The organism is Vibrio sp. B1FIG11 (assembly GCF_905175335.1).
Classification (GTDB): domain Bacteria; phylum Pseudomonadota; class Gammaproteobacteria; order Enterobacterales; family Vibrionaceae; genus Vibrio; species Vibrio campbellii.
The window spans coordinates 3,194,018-3,212,433 of sequence record NZ_HG992751.1; the positions used below are offsets into that span (position 1 = coordinate 3,194,018).

Annotated in this window: 15 protein-coding genes and 1 pseudogene; 3 read left to right on the forward strand and 13 right to left on the reverse strand. The window is 45.7% G+C overall.

The window, feature by feature from the left end:
- Positions 1–101 precede the first annotated feature (101 nt).
- The 13 genes from KHO06_RS14835 to KHO06_RS14895 form a co-directional block, all read right to left on the reverse strand.
- Positions 102–332 (reverse strand): hypothetical protein, encoded by a 231-nt coding sequence (locus KHO06_RS14835; protein WP_045382732.1) that lies wholly within the window; start codon positions 330–332, stop codon positions 102–104.
- A gap of 67 nt (positions 333–399) precedes the next feature.
- Positions 400–849 carry a type II secretion system protein gene (locus KHO06_RS26755; RefSeq protein WP_045482404.1) on the reverse strand — a complete coding sequence of 150 codons (450 nt, stop codon included), beginning with the start codon at positions 847–849 and terminating at the stop codon, positions 400–402.
- A 303-nt stretch (positions 850–1,152) separates the two neighbouring features.
- A complete protein-coding gene (locus KHO06_RS14845; RefSeq protein ID WP_047482420.1) occupies positions 1,153–1,614 on the reverse strand; it encodes a hypothetical protein in 462 nt (153 codons plus the stop codon).
- Positions 1,615–1,618: 4 nt separating this feature from the next.
- The gene (locus KHO06_RS14850) at positions 1,619–2,842 is read right to left on the reverse strand and encodes a type II secretion system F family protein (RefSeq protein ID WP_038891142.1); all 1,224 of its coding nucleotides are present in this window, start codon (positions 2,840–2,842) and stop codon (positions 1,619–1,621) included.
- A gap of 8 nt (positions 2,843–2,850) precedes the next feature.
- Complete coding sequence (locus KHO06_RS14855; protein ID WP_005432796.1) at positions 2,851–4,575, reverse strand: GspE/PulE family protein; 1,725 nt, start codon at positions 4,573–4,575, stop codon at positions 2,851–2,853.
- Positions 4,572–5,669, reverse strand: coding sequence for a tetratricopeptide repeat protein (locus tag KHO06_RS14860; protein ID WP_050919084.1), 1,098 nt, complete (start codon positions 5,667–5,669; stop codon positions 4,572–4,574). The genes KHO06_RS14855 and KHO06_RS14860 overlap by 4 nt, the downstream gene beginning before the upstream one ends.
- Positions 5,654–6,499, reverse strand: coding sequence for an AAA family ATPase (locus KHO06_RS14865; protein WP_010648148.1), 846 nt, complete (start codon positions 6,497–6,499; stop codon positions 5,654–5,656). Before KHO06_RS14865 ends, KHO06_RS14860 begins: the two co-directional genes overlap by 16 nt.
- A gap of 42 nt (positions 6,500–6,541) precedes the next feature.
- The gene (gene mshL, locus KHO06_RS14870; RefSeq protein ID WP_045382715.1) at positions 6,542–8,176 is read right to left on the reverse strand and encodes a pilus (MSHA type) biogenesis protein MshL; all 1,635 of its coding nucleotides are present in this window, start codon (positions 8,174–8,176) and stop codon (positions 6,542–6,544) included.
- Positions 8,177–8,196: 20 nt separating this feature from the next.
- Positions 8,197–8,526, reverse strand: coding sequence for an MSHA biogenesis protein MshK (locus tag KHO06_RS14875; protein ID WP_212581813.1), 330 nt, complete (start codon positions 8,524–8,526; stop codon positions 8,197–8,199).
- On the reverse strand, positions 8,519–9,169 hold the full coding sequence (gene gspM / locus KHO06_RS14880; RefSeq protein WP_212581814.1) for a type II secretion system protein GspM: 651 nt from the start codon (positions 9,167–9,169) through the stop codon (positions 8,519–8,521). The genes KHO06_RS14875 and gspM overlap by 8 nt, the downstream gene beginning before the upstream one ends.
- Positions 9,166–10,614 carry an MSHA biogenesis protein MshI gene (locus KHO06_RS14885; protein ID WP_212581815.1) on the reverse strand — a complete coding sequence of 483 codons (1,449 nt, stop codon included), beginning with the start codon at positions 10,612–10,614 and terminating at the stop codon, positions 9,166–9,168. Before KHO06_RS14885 ends, gspM begins: the two co-directional genes overlap by 4 nt.
- An 11-nt stretch (positions 10,615–10,625) precedes the next feature.
- Positions 10,626–12,635: an RNase E specificity factor CsrD gene (gene csrD, locus KHO06_RS14890; protein ID WP_005432793.1), complete on the reverse strand. Its 2,010-nt coding sequence runs from the start codon at positions 12,633–12,635 to the stop codon at positions 10,626–10,628.
- A gap of 247 nt (positions 12,636–12,882) precedes the next feature.
- Positions 12,883–13,419 (reverse strand): single-stranded DNA-binding protein, encoded by a 537-nt coding sequence (locus tag KHO06_RS14895; RefSeq protein ID WP_212581816.1) that lies wholly within the window; start codon positions 13,417–13,419, stop codon positions 12,883–12,885.
- Positions 13,420–13,712: 293 nt separating this feature from the next.
- Between KHO06_RS14895 and KHO06_RS14900 the strand changes: the two genes are divergently transcribed.
- From KHO06_RS14900 to uvrA, 3 genes and pseudogenes are all read left to right on the forward strand, one after another.
- Positions 13,713–14,357 carry a LuxR C-terminal-related transcriptional regulator gene (locus KHO06_RS14900; protein ID WP_005432827.1) on the forward strand — a complete coding sequence of 215 codons (645 nt, stop codon included), beginning with the start codon at positions 13,713–13,715 and terminating at the stop codon, positions 14,355–14,357.
- A gap of 164 nt (positions 14,358–14,521) precedes the next feature.
- Positions 14,522–15,395 (forward strand): annotated as a pseudogene (galU, locus tag KHO06_RS14905) (UTP--glucose-1-phosphate uridylyltransferase GalU).
- A 138-nt stretch (positions 15,396–15,533) separates the two neighbouring features.
- A complete protein-coding gene (gene uvrA, locus KHO06_RS14910; protein WP_212581818.1) occupies positions 15,534–18,356 on the forward strand; it encodes an excinuclease ABC subunit UvrA in 2,823 nt (940 codons plus the stop codon).
- Positions 18,357–18,416 lie beyond the last annotated feature (60 nt).

Below are 18,416 nucleotides of genomic sequence, written 5' to 3' on the forward strand. Positions count from 1 at the left end.
GAACAAGCGAAATGAGTATACGATGAAATTATGAGAATAATGATAGATTTATAATTTTTAAATTCGAACTGTGAGCAAGTGTACAAATAACCACCGGCAGGTTATTTCTCTCCTTTAGAGCGCTCCAATTCTTCTTCAATTCGATCGTAAGTTTCTTTATTGCTTAACGTCTCAGAAACGTGCTCAGCGGTTTGCTTAGTTTGCTCCCACTTTGCTTCATAAGTTTCTGGCTCGAAGCTGATAAATCTTGGTAATACCACATAACCGACTACACCTAAGATAATCAGCACAACAACAAACTCTATCGCACTAAGACCTGATGATTTACGCATATGTACTATTCCGAGATCAATCAAAATAAAGAGATAAAGGCCAGACTAGCTGGCCTTTAACTATGTATTAGAAGTTGGTACCACACCCTTCAATCACTTCAGTCACTGCAGGTACATTAGCACCAGTAGCTGGAGTGTATGAAACACAACGCTGGTTGTAGCCGTCATAACCAAAGAGAATCGCTGCACCACTCGCTGCATTTGACCAATCAGCTTCAAGACCATCAACTACTGCCTCTAGTGCTGCTAAATCTGCAGGGTAACCAAAGTCGATGTTGATAGTCTCATTACCAGCACTAATAGTTTGGTTTTCAAGAGACTCTACGCCGTCGATAGCAGCCTTACCATATGTGATACCCGATGCCCCTGCGATAGCGCCTTTAAGGCCATCAAGAGCTGAGTTACGAGCATCGTCTTGCAGGTTAAGGAAACGTGGTGCTGCAGTTACCGCTAGAATACCTAGGATTACAATTACCACTACCAATTCGATAAGGGTGAAACCACCTTGTCTTTTCATTGTTTACTCTCTCTATGTAAGCATGCAGAGTGACTGCAAAGTTTATCGGTCATGCGACCATTTTGGATAATGTCAAAACGGTGTGGCATCTCAATAGGAAAACGAAGTTCATCTATTGAGCCCTATATCTACCGCTTTAGCAGAATAAAGATTAACCAGCCTTACTTGCAGGCATATAAGCTAAAGCACCAACCACAATTTGCCTAATTGGGCTGTCAACTTTAGTCACAACATTATGTTTTTTAATGTGTTTGTATTATACCGACTTTAATTCCATTTTATAGTACTTAAGTGTCAAAAAATTCACTCCGACGATATTTCGACGACCACTTTCAAGTAATTAGCGTCTGATTTTACGACTATCCTCTGTCCATTTTCATAAGTGAAGTCACATGTATAACTATTACTTTTAATTGCTCCACGAATTTCTAACAATTCACTCGCCATAATTTTACGTTGTGGGTAATGAACCGCTAGCCAATAGTCACAATCGAGTACACCGCTTGATTTGAAAGGTGACACCAAGCCTCCTTCCGTCATATTAAGCTTAAAACCGTCCATAAACAGTTGCTTAGGCTCTCCATGCACAAGCCATGCTTGGCGGTATCTTTGCACACTATCTTGCATCCAAACCTTGGCAAGTTTCGCGCCTGTATCTTGCGCTTCTTGCTCTATCGGTTTCAACTTTTGTATCAATGCGCCCAGAACAATAACCCCGACGATTCCTGCAAGAATCAACGTTGCTCGGCTTTGATTTTCGACCACGCCGTTAGCCGCCTTTGATGATGTCCAGCATCCCCCACATTGGCAGGAAGATACCGAGTGCCAACACCATAACCATACCTGCCACAATGACCAAAAGTAACGGTTCTATCCGTGCAGTTAGGGTTTTTAAGTCGTAATCCACTTCACGGTCATAGAAGTCTGAGACCTCCAATAGCAGTTCATCAATACGACCAGTTTCTTCACCGACCGCAATCATCTGAATAACCAGAGGCGTAAAGATCTTACTGTTGATTGCGGTAACTGAAATGGTACTGCCCGCTTCAATCGCCGACTTCATTTCTAAAATTCTGTTTTCTAGGAACTTATTACCCAGAGCTTCACCAGCCAGTGCCAATGACTGGTTTAGCGGAACACCAGATTTCAACATGAGTGAAAACGTTCGTGCGAACCGCGATAGCTGCGCACGGTTAACTATGTCGCCCACAATAGGCAGTCTTAAACGCAGCTTGTCGAACTTTTCTCGGCCATCCGCGGTTGCGACCCAAGATCTGAAAATAACAAACGCACCAATGATCGCGGCAATCAGTAAGCCCCAATAATTCACAAAGAAGTTCGACGTAGCGATCAGAATTCTGGTAGGTAGCGGTAACTCAACACCAAAGCGCGTAAACATGGACGCGAACTCAGGGATTACCAAAATGTTCAAAATAAACATCGCGATGGTGATAAATACGATCACAAAAGTTGGGTAGCGCATTGCGGCTTTGATGCGCTTGCGGGTCTCTAACTCTTGTTCGTAGTAGTTTGCTAGCTGTAGCAAGGCTTGGTCTAGGCGACCCGTATTTTCACCTACGTTGATCATCGACACAAACAGCGGACTGAACACTTTGGTGTGAGGTTGCATCGCAGAAGAGAGTCCACGGCCATTACTCAATTCCGCTACTACTTCTTCAAGCGCTTCTTTAAGTTGCTTGTTTTCACAGTTTTGCAGCAAACCACGCATGGAGCGCAGCAATGGCACACCAGCTTTGGTCAAACTAAATAGCTGACGTGAAAACAGGATTATCACTTCAAGCGGAATCGCAGGCACGAGTAACTTGGATAAGCTGACTTTGCTTTTAACCGCTTCTTTTTCTAATCGCAGGTTTAGAGGAATAATCCCCTTATTCATCAATGCTTCCGCTGCCGCTTCGGAATTCACCGCATCGACTTTGCCACTGGTTGATGAGCCGTCTAAGGTGCGGCCTTGATAACGAAAAGTTGGCATTCACTTACCTACATGAAAATTGGGTCGGTTTTACCAGAAGCATCGCCCTCACCAAGAGCCATAACTTCATCCAAACTCACGGTACCTTGCAGTGCAAGCTCCATAGCAGAAGCCAACAGAGGCTTATAGTTTTCTGAGCGGCGCGCCACTTGAGCAAAGCCTACAGCATCATTAGCACGCAGCTTGTCCATCATCTCATTTTCTAGCTCGAGCATTTCAAACACACCAACTCGGCCACGATAACCGGTCAGGTTACAGTTTTGACAACCTGCACCTTTGTGGAAAGTAGTGCCGATTTGATTTGGGAAGCGCCCCGCAAGCCACTGCTGACGAGACTCATCGAGCACATCCGTTGTTTTACAGTCAGGGCAGACACGACGAACAAGACGTTGAGCCACAACCGCACGAACAGCACTCGCGACCAAATAACCCGGAGCACCCATATCAATCATTCGCAGCGCACTGTCCACCGCATCGTTGGTGTGCAAGGTACTCAATACTAAGTGACCAGTTAGTGCAGCACGGAGGCCAATCTCAACCGTTTCTTGGTCACGCATCTCACCGATAAGGATGATGTCTGGGTCTTGACGTAGGAAGGTACGTAGTACGCGAGAAAACGTTAGATCGATCTTACTGTTGATCTGAACCTGAGTAATGCGCGGTAAGCGGTATTCCACCGGATCTTCTGCGGTGATGATCTTTTTACCTGGTTCATTCAGTTCACTCAACGCACCATAAAGTGTGGTGGTTTTACCGGAGCCTGTTGGACCCGTAACTAGGATCATTCCGTGTGGGCGAGAAAGCTGACGACGAAGACGAGCAAGTAACTCAGGTGGTAAACCGGAATCTTCAAGCTTACGCAAACCAGAAGATTGGTTTAGCAAACGCATTACCACTGATTCACCGTATTGCGTTGGCAAAGTCGACATACGAATATCGATCGATTGACCACGAACTTTGATATTGAATCGACCATCTTGAGGTAAGCGCTTTTCAGAGATATCGAGATGCGCCATCAGCTTCAGACGTAATACTAGCGCAGAGGCAATATTCACCTCGTTTAGAAGTGTCTCATGGAGTACACCATCGACACGTTGACGTAAACGCAGTACCTTGTCGTCTGGCTCAATATGAATATCCGACGCGCCAACTTGAACAGCATCCTCAAACATCGAGTTAACCAGTTTTACAACGGTAACTTCTTCGCTGTCACCTTCATCAATGCCGTAATCAAAGCCTTCAACATCTTGGTGCTCAGCTTGCAGCTGTTCAGCAAACGACGCGATTTCTTTGGTTCGGCGATAATAGCGGTCAAAGCTTTCGACTAACTGGCGTTCAGGTGCAATGATAAATTCTAAATCGTACTCACCGAGCAAGTTCATCAATGATTCTTGCGTAAACAGGTCGGCAGGATCGCTCATAGCAACGCGCAGCGTGTCACCATTGCGAGCAACAACCATGGCACGTAAGCGGCGCGCATGCACCTCTGGCAAGATCTGCACAGCATCTGCATCAACAGGTGCACGACTTAAATCGATCAATGGTAAGCCAAGTTGCTGAGACAAAAACTCCAGCATCTGCTTTTCACTGATAAAGCCAAGATCGATAAGAGCGTCACCCAACTTTTGTCCGGTGCTATGCTGAGCACTCAGGGCTTGCTGGACCTGATCTTCAGAGACAATACCCTCTTCAACCAACAGGTCGCCTAAGCGCTTTCTCAACTGAATTTTCATTGTGCGTTCTCCAGTTGCTTTAAAATATTCAAGCGGTCACGAATAAATGCCTGAGACTGATTCGAAATACCGACTTTGCCCAACGCCTTTTGGTAAGACGCAATAGCCGGAGTAAAGGCAAGTGCTCGCTCTTGTTGAATGGCTAAACCAAGCCACCAGCGTGCGTTTTCTGGCTCACGCTGAGTCAATAGTTGATAGCTTTCTAGGGCAATGTCATTTTGTTTCTGCTTTTGAGCAAGTGCGGCTCGCATCGCTAAATAGTCGCGGCTTGGTGTTGGCGGCAAATGCACTAATGGGCTCAATGCGGCTTCTGGCTGATCTGCTTTTACCAGTAGTTTTGATAGCGCTAGACGTAAAGGCTGATTGTTCGGATCCAGAGAAATGCCTGTTTGCAGAATCTCATAGGCTTTTCGTGTATCGCCTTTACCGAAATACAACGCCGCAAGCTTTTGGCGAGCTTCAAGATTAGTCGGTTGGTAGCGAAGCGCTTCACCAAATGCAGATAATGCGGTTTTCATGTCATTGGCATCCATCGCTTTATCTGCACGGGCCAATGCCTTTTCGGCGAGCTGTTGATGCGTGAGTTCAACCTGCTCAATACGCATTGAACTTTCATGAGAAACGTTCGCAGTTCGGCTGACGCCGTTATTTAGACTAGCCAGTAAAATAGGCTGCTCTGGAGCAGTGCTTAGTTCTCTTCGCGGAGCAAAATCATCCACTTCTGGTGCGGATTCCACGGCTGGTAATTGCACCGTGACTTTAGGCTTCTCTATTCTTTGCGTGTAAACCACATTATCTAATTGAGGCGTCACCTTATTAGTCGGAGAGTGACTTACTGCAATCACAGGTGATGTTTCAACAACAATGTGATTTACCGAAGCGTCTGAAGTTAAAGGCACTTCTTCTATCGACGTAGGGCCTTGAGAAACCGCCCAACCTCCGACAGCTAAACTTAAAGAAAAGCCTCCCACCAGCCACAGCCATGGCTTGCTTCGAGTAATACTTGGAATTTCCGCCCGAGTTAACTCTGAAGGCGACTCTTTTTCAGCAAGTTCTGATAATGCTTTATTGATGGCACTCAAGGTTGGCTCCATCCCCAAAATCTGGGAGTTTTAAACTTAGGTTTACGCGCATCGAAGGTGTCATGCATTGCTACGTAAACGTGTTGATTCTTTAATAACGTGCAACGGTCATTGAACGCAGTGAGCAGGGCTTTGTGACTGATTTGGTTGATCAACCTCGGGATGCCCATCGCAGAACGCCAAATCGCTTTCTTCTGCTCAATCGAAAAAATATGCGCGCCGTTGCCAGCTTTGTCTAAACGGTTGTTGATATAAGCTACCCCCTCTTCAATCGAGAGAGGCCGGAGCTGACAACTAAACGTAATTCGCTGACGGAACTGACGTAGCTCGTGGGTTTCAAGTCGCTCATCCAGTTCCGGCTGACCAAACAACACCAGTTGAATCAACTTGTCTTGCTCGGTCTCCAAGTTGCCAAATAGGCGCAGCGTTTCTAAAGCTTCGGATGACAAAGCTTGTGCCTCGTCGACAATCAGTACCGTCTTTTTTCCCAAACTATGAATTTGGATCAAACGCTCCTGAATCAGTGAGACGACTTTGAGTGGGTCGGTATCTTCAATACCTAACTCTCGCGCAACCGCAAACTGTAACTGCTCGCCATTTAGTACAGGGTTAGGTAAGTAAACGAGTTCAACTTCAGATTCGACTTGCTCAATCAGCTTACGACAAACCATGGTTTTGCCCGTGCCGACCTCGCCAGTCACTTTAATCACCCCCTCACCCATTTTGACCGCAGCCATTATGGTTTGAATAGCCTCGTAGTGAGGTACTAACCCAAGAAACATTTCTGTATTTGGGGTCAGTGAGAAAGGTTGAACTCGAAATCCAAAATGCGACAAGTACATAGTCGAATCACAGAACCACGTTTACGACACTCCCAACGCTGATTACTCAGCGTCAGGGAACCACTCTTGTAGCAAATCACGTGAACGCTCTAGCTCTTTCTGCCATGTGTTCACGCCAACAACGGTTGGTTTCAGCAAAATAACCAGCTCTGTTTTTTGCGTCACATTATTGATGTTACGGAACAAATTACCCAGCGCAGGTACATCACCTAGGAACGGCACTTTCGATACTTGCTCTAGGTTTTGCTGCTTCATCAAACCACCAATCACAACCACATCCCCATCTTTGGCACGGATCACCGAGTCAGACTCACGAATGGAGCTTTTCGCCAGTGGTAACTGAATGTTTTGGAAATCACCACCAAGGTTTAGCTGTTTAATCTCTTCTTCTACTTCAATAACCGCAGGGTGAACGTGTAGGAACACGTTGCCTTTGTTATCGATTTGCGGCGTTACATCCAGAGAAATACCAGAGAAGAAAGGCGTCAGTTCGACTTCAGGAACAGCATTCGAGTTCTCACCGTTACCAGCGTTACTAGAAAGCTCAGTCACGAAGTACTCATCAGTACCCACCTTGATGACGGACTTCTGGTTGTTCGCGGCGGTAATACGAGGACTAGAAAGTACGTTTAGGTCACCTTGTGTCGCCATAAAGCTCATCACAGCTTCAAAGTTACCGTCGGAGAAGGTGACATTCGTTTGTCCACCGAGAAGAGTACCAATAGCATCTAGAGGCAGAGTCACTGGATTACGATCAACCACAATACTGCCCGAGTTACCGATGGAGGCAGACATATTTGACCAATTGATACCTTGTTGATAGCCGTCGCTCAATGTTACTTCTAAGATCTTCGCTTCAAGAATGACTTGGCGCTGCATGCGCTCTTGCGACACACCAAGAAACTCACGAACTTCACGGATCTCATCAGGGAAAGCACGTACAGTAATCACACCAGCTTGCGGTGTAACAACAACGCTTTGACCTTTGCCTGAACCAATCAGGTTAGCAACTGCCTGCTGCAGCATTGGCCAGAAATCACTTTCAGTAATAGTCTCAATACGAGTACCGCCGGTTGATGTTGTAGAGCCATCACCATTATTGTTGTTTGAGTCTGATGAGTCAGAATCATCAGAACCGCCACCAGAATTAGAGGTACCAGCCGACGTTACAGAGCCTGTGACGATACTTGTCAATGAACGACCAGAACGCTTGAACTGAAGGTAATCCACAGGAATCGTCACGGTACGCATACCAGCAGGGTAAACTTGAATCACTTTACCTGACTTCACTACGTCATAGCCGTACATGTTCTGCACAACATTCAGTACTTCATCCAATGTGACATCAGAAAGGTCAACGGTGATGTTACCTTGCACCGCAGGATGGATTGCCACACTGTATTCTGTACCTTTCACTAAAGAAGCAAAGAAGCTACGCGCCTCAACCGCGTTAGCTTGAACTCGAAAACGCTTCAAAGTCCCTTCTTTTGAAGACACGTTTGAGTCTAGATTCGGCATAAGATCGGCTTGCACAGAAGACGGGATATCTTCTAGTGCACGACTGTTTGCTTCATTGATAGATTCATTAAGTACTTGCTTCACTTCTACCGGGTCACGGTGACCCATAGAACAACCCATTAAGGAAGCAATCACGATTCCTACAACTAATTTGCGCATATCTGATCAGGCTCTGGTTATTATTTTTTTACGTTTAAACCAAAAAGCTCTAGTTTCCACTGACGGTCACCACGCTTTAAAGTTACAAATTCACTGTTGATGCTCGCTACTCGGTAGCCATTGAGTTTTGCCCCAGGCTCAACAATTCGGTTATTTAAAATTGCCACACATGATGTGCTTGGTTTGCACACAATGCTGTTTAATGTTGGCAAGCGATGCTGTTTCGTTTTTGGCTTCGCTTGCTCCGCCGCGGGCTTGGTCCACCCCAAAGGTGCCGTTGGGTCTTGGCTAGCCAGACTGCTACTCGCGACTGTCGCAAATGCTAAAGAGATAATGAGTTTCTTAACCACCAATAAACTCCTCTCGTGAACCTAGGGTATACACCTCCAGTACAAGTTTTGCTTTAGGGTAATCTTCTACGTTGTAACTGAAGCTACGCCAGTAGTAACTTGCTGGTAAGCCTTCTAATTTCGTCAGGTAATTCGCAATCGAAAAGTAATCGCCCGTCAGCTCCATGCGCACAGGGTGTACGTAATAGCCCGAGTATTGCGATGCTTCTTTGTCTTCTGTTATCGGCTCAGCTGGCAAAGTCTGTAGCGATACTAAGTGAATCCCGCTTTGCTGCTCTAACACACTTTCGAGCAAGCTCGCCATTTGTGAAGGCGTAATCAAGTGTTCAATGATTTCAGAAAGCTGCATTGATAGATGCTGGCTTTCGGTAAGCAGTTGAGAGATGGCTTGATCAATTTCGGCATTCGGATCTTTCTTAAGCTGAGCTTGAATACGCAATATCTCAATTTCCGTCTGCTGATTAGTCAGTTTCGAATTACGTAGCTGTTTATCGTTGCTATTCACTTCATTCAGTTTTGGCTCTAGCACCAAGGTAAACAACAGCATGACGACCGTGACAAGACCACACAAGGCAATCAATACCTTTTCGCGTACGCTCATCTCATCAAAACGCTCTTCTAACGAGGACCAAAATTCGTTCATTTCTCTTTGTCTCCACGCGTCTTCAATTCAAAGGTCACAATGTTGTCTTCGTTACGACCAATCTTCACATCATCAAAAGTACGTCCAACAAGACTAATTTCATTCTTAAATTGGCTCATCCAGTTAGGCACCGCACTTGGCGATCTTGCCAAGCCTTTGAGATCTAAAGTGGTATCGTCGATACGAATGGTAGAAAGAGAAATGTTGTTGCTGCCCAACTTAGCAAGAGACTGCATCACACCAGAGTATCCTGTGCGCTGCGAGTCATCGTATTTGCCGACAGCTTTGAGTGAGTCACGCTTCGCTTTCACTTCGCGTTCCAAACGTGCTTTCGCCGCCAGTTTGTTGGTATCTGGTTGGTGCTTGCGAAGCTTAGCCTGTTGATGTTGCAACTCAGACTTCATAATGTCACCACGACTTTTCACGATCTTAATTTCATCTTCGACGCCTCGGCTTTGCCAAGTAACATAGCCATAAGAGATAAAGATAAATGAAGCAGCAACCCCCCAAGAGATAGCAACATTTTTAAGTGTTAACAGGTTCTTCTTCGGTTTAAGGAAGTCTGGATAAAGGTTGACACGTCGAGCACTCGCTGTGGCCGCCGCGGTGTCCGCCAATACATGACCTGATAGCTCATGCTCTTCTGCAAGCAGAGGAGACACCTTGGTGCTTAGACGGTAATTGAGTGATTCAACCAGCTCTTTCTCGTCTTCGTCATCACAACACACTTTCAATTGATGTAACTGGACATGACGCAGTTGAGAAGAGAGGTAATCTATCGATCGTTGCAGTTCCAGTGACAAACTGTCCATTTGTAAGTCACTTGAAGGTACGCCTGTTAATGGTGGCGTCACACTGCGAATGGAACGATGAAATGCAATGGTGTGCTCAACGAATGCGCTAATACGGAAGTGACCGCGCGAACTACGTTGTAGAAGTAGGAAGTTGCCTAATTCACCCGAAGTGTCACCCCAGATGTCATCTTCAGGAATGATAGACTCAAGTGTAAGTTGCACTCGGTTGGCAAGCAGCACAATCTTGTCGAGAATTTTGCGCGACAACACATATGCTTGAACTTTATTTGAGTTAGGCAGTTCTACGGCATCAGCAATAATGTCGATAGCACGCTCAGAAATAAGCTCTTTTAACAAGAACGGCAACGCCGAAGGCCACTCGTTTCGTGGCATTGCTGGCTTGTCGATTTGGTACATCTGGTAATAGTTGTGAGAAAGCACAACCGCCAACGAGTCGTAAGAGCTAGCAGCAACACTTAGCGCTTGTTCACAAGCGCGCTCCCAATTTGATTCTGTGATTTCAAATTTGGACGGTCGACTGCTTTTCGTTGGTGATGATAAATAAACTGCGTCTGGCTGAATGACCAAAAAGCACGTACGACCACCAACCGATGACCGCTTGAGCTTATCGAGTACTGCTTTAAAATCCATGATTATTATCTTTATTTTTTTCGCCAGCGATTTCGTCGTCCCAATTTCACTTGAGAGTCCGCTTGAGAAATAATGGTTGGCTTGGATCTAGGTAGATACTGCTCTTCTGGAGAGAAATAACGTCCCTGCCCGCCATGAACCCCTAATTCGTTCAGGGTGTTCAATTCGTGCTTATTCTCAATTCCCACTGCTATTATTTTTGTTTTGCTGTTTGCGGCCGCACCCAACATACTGCGGACAAACAACTGGTTCTCATGTCTCTGATCGATTTTAGTTACCAAACTGCGATGGAGCTTAAGGTAACGAATGTCAACTTCTTTGAGATAATGGGTACTGACGATCGTGCGTCCAGCTTGCCCAATCATGACGTGACACTCTAAACCGGCCAGCATTTTAGCGACTGGTCGCATAAAGTCTAAGTGTCTTACAAATTGTGCTTCGACAAACTCAAAAGTGAGACACTTTCTTTGCTCTCGTGACAACTGTAAGAGTTCATCACGGAACCATTTGAAATATTCTCGTTGCCCAAAAGGCACAACATGTAAGTTAAGTACATAGCATTTAGAGCTATCAAAACTATGTTTAAAGTCTTTTAAGAATTTATTAACCACTGCGCGGTCCATCTGCGCTTCATAACCGACTTGTCGAACAGCAGAAATAAAGCGAGAAGCTTTAACAATGCCATTTTCCGGATCACGAATCCGACATGTTAACTCTTCGTGCAAAGGTTTTTTATGCGCCACATCACTTATTAGATAGGCGGATTGTGCGTAGAGTATCACATTTTCAGCTGTGAGTGCTGAATCAAATAGCGTACGCCATCTCACACTTCCTCGTGCTTCCTCGTCGTGATTCCACTTCTTAAAGCGGCTCCAGTTGTTGTTATTTTGCAACTGGGCACTGCGTAATGCAGTCTCTGCTTCATCAATGATTTGACTATGACGCTCCCCCTCTTTGTACATAGTGATACCGATATGGCACCAATTGTCAGCATCCAACGGATAAGGAGGGTGGAGTTTTTCTAGCTGGCGAATACATTGAGAAGCTAAATTCGCCACGTCCTTGCCCGATTGATGAGGCAAAAATAATGCAAAGTCTGCATTGTAGTAACGGGAAAACACCACATCAGGGTAACGCTGTACAAGGTTAGAAAGTAAGCTACCAACTTCAACAATAAACTCGTCGCAAGTTTGCTTATCTTGCTCTTCTTCAACGGATTTCCAATCTTGAATGCGGATCAGCATCACTGAGCCACGTGCACCACTTTCCAACAAAGCAGATTCAAGCTTGCTGTCAAACAACACTCGGTTGGCCGTGCCAGTCAATTTATCGAGGAAAGTTTGCGTACGGATAAAGGTATCGAAGCGACTGCGTTCTTGGCGAGCATCTTGAAGTTCCTCGATCAATACATCTAATGCCTCACTAGCCGTATAAGGCCATTCTCGCTCATCACCTTTTGCGTATTGCTCGACTCGGCCCGCTAAAATCATTCGTCCACGCTCTTCGAGCATTTCCGATCCTGCGAGCTGTTCTTTGAGCCACTTAACACCGCGCATCAAACAGAAAATGATCAGAACGACGGCAAGCGTGATTGACCATAATGCCTGCATCGAGTAGCCGTAGCCTAAATAAGGAGGGATCGCTTTAAAATAGATGACGTAGTCTTGGTTGTGAGTGAGTTGGTACTCATGCTCAAACAACACCGAGCTATCCATCTTATGAGAAGTATCTTTGAAACGGTAAACAACGGCGTTATTCGTCGACAACGTCATTTCGACAATGTTACTCGCCTGCAGCATCTTCGGCATCCAGCGCTGCATCGAATAGGCTGCGTCTGGGTCTTCCATCTCTTTATCAACTACTTCAACGATCCCTTCCAAATAATGGTTGAGATACTCTTGTCCTAGTCGTTTGAAAGAGAGGGTGCCACCGACAAACAAGATAAACATTGCGCATATAACGATCATAGTGACAAAGGCCACCAGCCGCGTGCTTAGCTTAAGAGTTGGGGTATACCTCATGAATACCAAATTCCTTTTCTATTCATCATATACCTTATTGAAATATTTATACTTGATAAGCCTTCACTAGACAATCGCATTCGCGTGAATGTGAGAAGCTGAGGCGGAAAGAAACAAGACATCATTCGTGATTTGAGAGTTACTGTCTTTTAATTACAATTTGAAATGATTGAGCCCGTGATACAAGCACGAAGATAATAAAAAAGCCGCGAAATTCGCGGCCTTTTAAATTCAATACTCAGTCGACTTAGAACGGAATATCGTCGTCGAAATCCATTGGTGGCTCGTTGTATTGCTGCTGAGGTTGCTGCGGAGCCTGTTGCTGTTGCTGAGGAGCATTGTATTGCTGCTGAGCTGGTTGTTGAGGTTGACCCCAACCACCTTGTTGCTGCTGTTGAGGCTGACCACCGCCCATTGGTGCGCTGCCTTGAGCACGGCCACCAAGCATTTGCATTACGCCATTGAAGCCTTGAACAACCACTTCTGTTGAGTAGCGGTCTTGGCCACTTTGGTCTTGCCATTTACGAGTTTGAAGTTGACCTTCAACGTAAACTTGAGAACCTTTACGTAGGTACTCGCCTGCTACTTCAGCAAGTTTGCCGAACAGCACAACACGGTGCCATTCTGTTTTTTCGCGCTGTTCGCCAGTCGCTTTATCACGCCATGACTCAGAAGTTGCAATCGTGATGTTTGCTACTGCACCGCCATTAGGCATGTAACGAATTTCAGGGTCGTTACCTAGATTCCCCACCAAAATAACTTTGTTAATTCCACGGCTGGCCATGATGTGCTCCGTTTCACTCTGGATCTATATAAAATTTTAGCGCATAAGAATACACGCTTTGATGTTTTGATTAAAGCCTAATCCCCATTGTGTTCTGAGGCAACGTATTGTGGAATCGAAATCTCACTTCAAGCTCAAGGCGTAGCATTTTTGATTCGTTTTGCAGACATCGTTTCGTGAACCTTTGAATCTCAACGCATTTCTCCTCCCTTCCTATAGCTCTGAGTGATGATTGATGCCAACGTATCCGCGTTTTCGAACTCAAGAAACTTTACTCAAGGAGATTAAGGCGCGTGAAAAAATCGGCTTATGCGAGAAAACTTTTTCTAATCAGCATGGAAGAGGATGCAGGGAAAAAGGTCGAAGCTCTGGAGAAGTATACAGATATCGACATCCCCGTCATTTCGACCCAAGCACTGATGGAAGCAAACCCGAAGCACCGCAATAAAATCTTGCTTATCGACTTCAGTGAGCACAAAGAGTTGGTTCTATCGATAAAAAACCTTCCCCTGATTTGGAAGAATTTCGAAACAGTCGTGTTCAACGTTCCTAAACGTTTGACGACAGATGAGCTATTGGCGTTTGGTCAATTGAAAGGCATCTTCTATGAAGAGAGTTCTCTTGAGCAGATTGGCGAAGGGTTAAAGGAAATCATTAATGGTCAAAACTGGCTGCCTCGTAATGTCACCAGTCAACTTCTCCATTATTATCGTAACGTCATTAGTACCCACACCGCTCCTGCCACCGTCGATTTGACCATTCGTGAACTGCAAGTACTTCGCTGCCTGCAAGCTGGCGCATCAAACAATCAAATGGCCGAAGAGTTATTCGTGAGCGAATTCACTATCAAGTCTCACCTGTATCAAATTTTTAAGAAGCTTTCGGTCAAAAACCGTGTACAAGCGATTGCTTGGGCTGACCAAAACCTGATGTCATAAAACAATGATGAGCAACACAAATTTTGTAAAAGTGGTGATTGCTCATGCTTCTTTAGGCTCCGATTCTCATATTTTTTCCTACTTAATTCATGATTCATATGCACCTCTCGTGTTAAAGTGATGCCCAGATTCTTGATTAAATAATGAGAAAGGATATTCCCCCAATGATTAAAAAATGTCTGTTCCCTGCAGCGGGCTACGGTACGCGCTTCCTCCCTGCGACCAAGTCTATGCCTAAAGAAATGATGCCTGTAGTGAACAAGCCACTGATTGAATACGGTGTTGAAGAAGCGATCCAAGCAGGCATGAACGGCATGTGCATCGTGACTGGCCGTGGTAAACACTCAATCATGGACCACTTCGATAAAAACTACGAATTGGAACACCAAATCAGCGGTACAAACAAAGAAGAACTGTTGGTTGATATCCGTGAAATCATTGACTCTGCAAACTTTACCTACATTCGCCAGCGTGAGATGAAAGGTCTAGGCCATGCGATCCTAACTGGTCGCGAACTTGTAGGTGATGAACCATTTGCTGTGGTACTTGCAGATGATCTTTGTGTGAACGAACAAGAAGGCGTACTGGCTCAAATGGTAGCGCTATTCAAACAGTTCCGTTGCTCAATCGTTGCAGTTCAAGAAGTACCAGAAGAAGAAACTCACAAATACGGCGTTATCTCTGGTGAGATGATCAAAGATGACATCTACCGCGTAGATGACATGGTTGAGAAACCAGAGAAAGGTACCGCGCCAAGCAACCTAGCAATCATTGGTCGCTACATCCTGACTCCAGATATTTTCGAGCTGATCGAAAACACGGAACCGGGTAAAGGTGGCGAAATCCAAATCACTGACGCACTACTTAAGCAAGCAAAAGCAGGCTGTGTGTTGGCATACAAATTCAAAGGCCAACGTTTCGACTGTGGTAGCGTAGAAGGCTACATCGAAGCAACAAACTACTGCTTCGAAAACCTTTACCTAAAAGATGAAAAAAAAGTCTGAGCTAGGCAAACACGCTACGAAGAAAGAAGCGTAACCAACTCGAACTTATTGATTAGAAAGCCCAGCTTAATGCTGGGCTTTTTGTTTACTGTTTTTTTGTCCAGTATTTTCTTTGCACATTTCTCACACTATGTAATACTTGCGTCACTTGGTTATACATAGAGCAAAAACGATGGATAAAATAGAAGTTCGTGGTGCCCGCACCCATAACCTCAAAGACATCAACCTCACTATCCCCCGCGATAAACTGATTGTCATTACTGGTTTGAGTGGTTCTGGTAAATCCTCTCTCGCATTCGATACTTTGTACGCTGAAGGTCAAAGACGTTACGTAGAGTCACTATCAGCTTACGCGCGCCAATTTTTGTCTCTTATGGAAAAGCCAGATGTTGACCACATCGAAGGTTTGTCTCCTGCGATCTCGATTGAGCAGAAATCAACATCACACAACCCACGTTCTACCGTCGGTACCATTACCGAGGTATACGATTACCTGCGTCTACTCTACGCTCGCGTTGGTGAGCCTCGTTGTCCGACGCACCATACGCCTCTAGCCGCTCAAACCATCAGCCAGATGGTAGATAAAGTCTTAGAGTTGCCAGAAGGCAGCAAAATGATGCTGCTTGCGCCTATTGTGAAAGAACGTAAAGGTGAGCATGTTAAGACTCTAGAGAACCTCGCTGCTCAAGGTTTCATCCGCGCACGCATCGATGGTGAAACTTGCGATCTTTCTGATCCACCGCCGTTAGAACTGCACAAGAAACACACTATTGAAGTGGTTGTGGACCGCTTTAAAGTTCGCCCAGATTTGCAGCAGCGTTTGGCTGAATCCTTCGAAACCACACTAGAGCTATCTGGTGGTATCGCTGTTGTTGCTCCAATGGACGGCGATGGCGAAGAGGTGATCTTCTCAGCTAACTTTGCTTGCCCTATTTGTGGCTACAGCATGCAAGAACTTGAGCCTCGTTTGTTCTCATTCAACAACCCAGCAGGTGCGTGTGGCACTTGTGATGGTTTAGGTGTGCAGCAATATTTCGACCCAAGCCGAGTTATTCAAGATGAAACTCTGAGTTTGGCACAAGGTGCGATTCGAGGTTGGGATCAAAAGAACTACTATTATTTCCAGATGCTGACTGCGCTGGCGGATCATTACGACTTCGATCTTCACGCACCATTTAACTCTCTACCAAAGAAAACCCAAGACATCATTCTTAAAGGATCGGGGCGTACTGAAGTAGAGTTCAAGTACATTAACGATCGTGGTGACATTCGCGTTAAGCGCCATCCTTTTGAAGGGATCCTGAACACACTTGAACGCCGTTACCGCGATACTGAATCTAACTCGGTACGTGAAGAGCTTGCGAAATACATCTCTACTAAGTCTTGCTCAAGCTGTGGTGGTACTCGTCTACGCCTTGAAGCTCGTAACGTCTTTATCGCCGATACGACACTACCGGAGATTGTTGAACTCAGCATCGCCGACGCATTGGAATTCTTCCACACTTTGAAGCTCGAAGGCCAACGCGCCCAAATCGCTGAAAAAGTGATGAAGGAAATCAACGACCGCCTGCAATTCTTGGTTAACGTTGGTTTGAACTACCTCAACTTATCACGTAGCGCGGAAACCTTATCAGGCGGTGAGGCTCAACGTATTCGTTTAGCAAGCCAAATTGGTGCGGGTCTAGTAGGTGTTATGTACGTACTGGATGAGCCATCAATTGGTCTCCACCAGCGTGATAACGAACGTCTATTGAAAACTCTGACCCACCTAAGAGATTTAGGTAACACGGTATTAGTGGTTGAGCACGATGAAGATGCGATTCGTTGTGCTGATCACGTGATCGATATCGGTCCAGGTGCCGGTGTACACGGCGGTAACGTGGTCGCTGAAGGTACGATGGACGAGATCATTGCCAATCCGAACTCACTGACTGGTCAGTACCTCAGTGGCGCGAAAGAGATTGCGGTACCAAGAGAGCGTACACCACGCGATCCAAAGAAAACCGTTGAACTACTTGGCGCGACAGGTAACAACTTAAAGAATGTCGACCTTTCCGTTCCTGTTGGCTTGTTCAGCTGTATTACCGGTGTATCCGGCTCAGGTAAGTCGACTCTGATCAACGATACCTTCTTTAAGATTGCTCATACCCAGTTGAACGGCGCAACAACGGCGCACCCTTCACCATACAAAGCGATCAAAGGTTTAGAGCATTTCGATAAAGTTATCGACATTGACCAAAGCCCTATCGGTCGTACACCACGTTCAAACCCAGCCACTTACACGGGAATCTTTACTCCGATTCGTGAACTGTTTGCTGGCACGCAAGAGTCGCGCTCTCGCGGTTACAAACCGGGGCGCTTTAGCTTTAACGTACGCGGAGGTCGCTGTGAAGCGTGTCAGGGTGATGGTGTAATCAAGGTAGAAATGCACTTCTTACCTGACGTTTACGTTCCTTGTGATGTGTGTAAAGGTAAACGCTACAACCGCGAAACACTTGAAGTACGTTACAAAGGCAAGACCATTGATGAAGTATTGGAAATGACGGTAGAAGATGCACGTACTTTCTTCGATCCAGTACCTGCGATTGCTCGTAAGCTGCAAACTCTGATGGATGTAGGTTTGTCTTACATTCGCTTAGGTCAAGCGGCAACTACGCTGTCAGGTGGTGAAGCTCAGCGTGTGAAACTGGCTCGAGAGCTGTCTAAGCGTGATACTGGTAAAACCTTATACATTTTGGATGAGCCGACAACCGGTCTGCACTTCCACGATATCCAACAGCTACTAACTGTACTGCACCGTCTGCGCGACCACGGAAATACCGTTGTCGTCATCGAGCATAACCTCGATGTCATTAAGACGGCAGACTGGATTATCGACTTAGGCCCTGAAGGTGGACAAGGTGGTGGTGAGATCATTGCACAAGGAACCCCTGAAGATGTGTCTCAGATCGAAGGTTCACACACAGCTCGCTTCCTTAAGCCTATGTTGAAGTAGAAAAAACAGGTAAAGTACAAAGACCAGCCATCGCTGGTCTTTTTTCATTCAAAACAACAC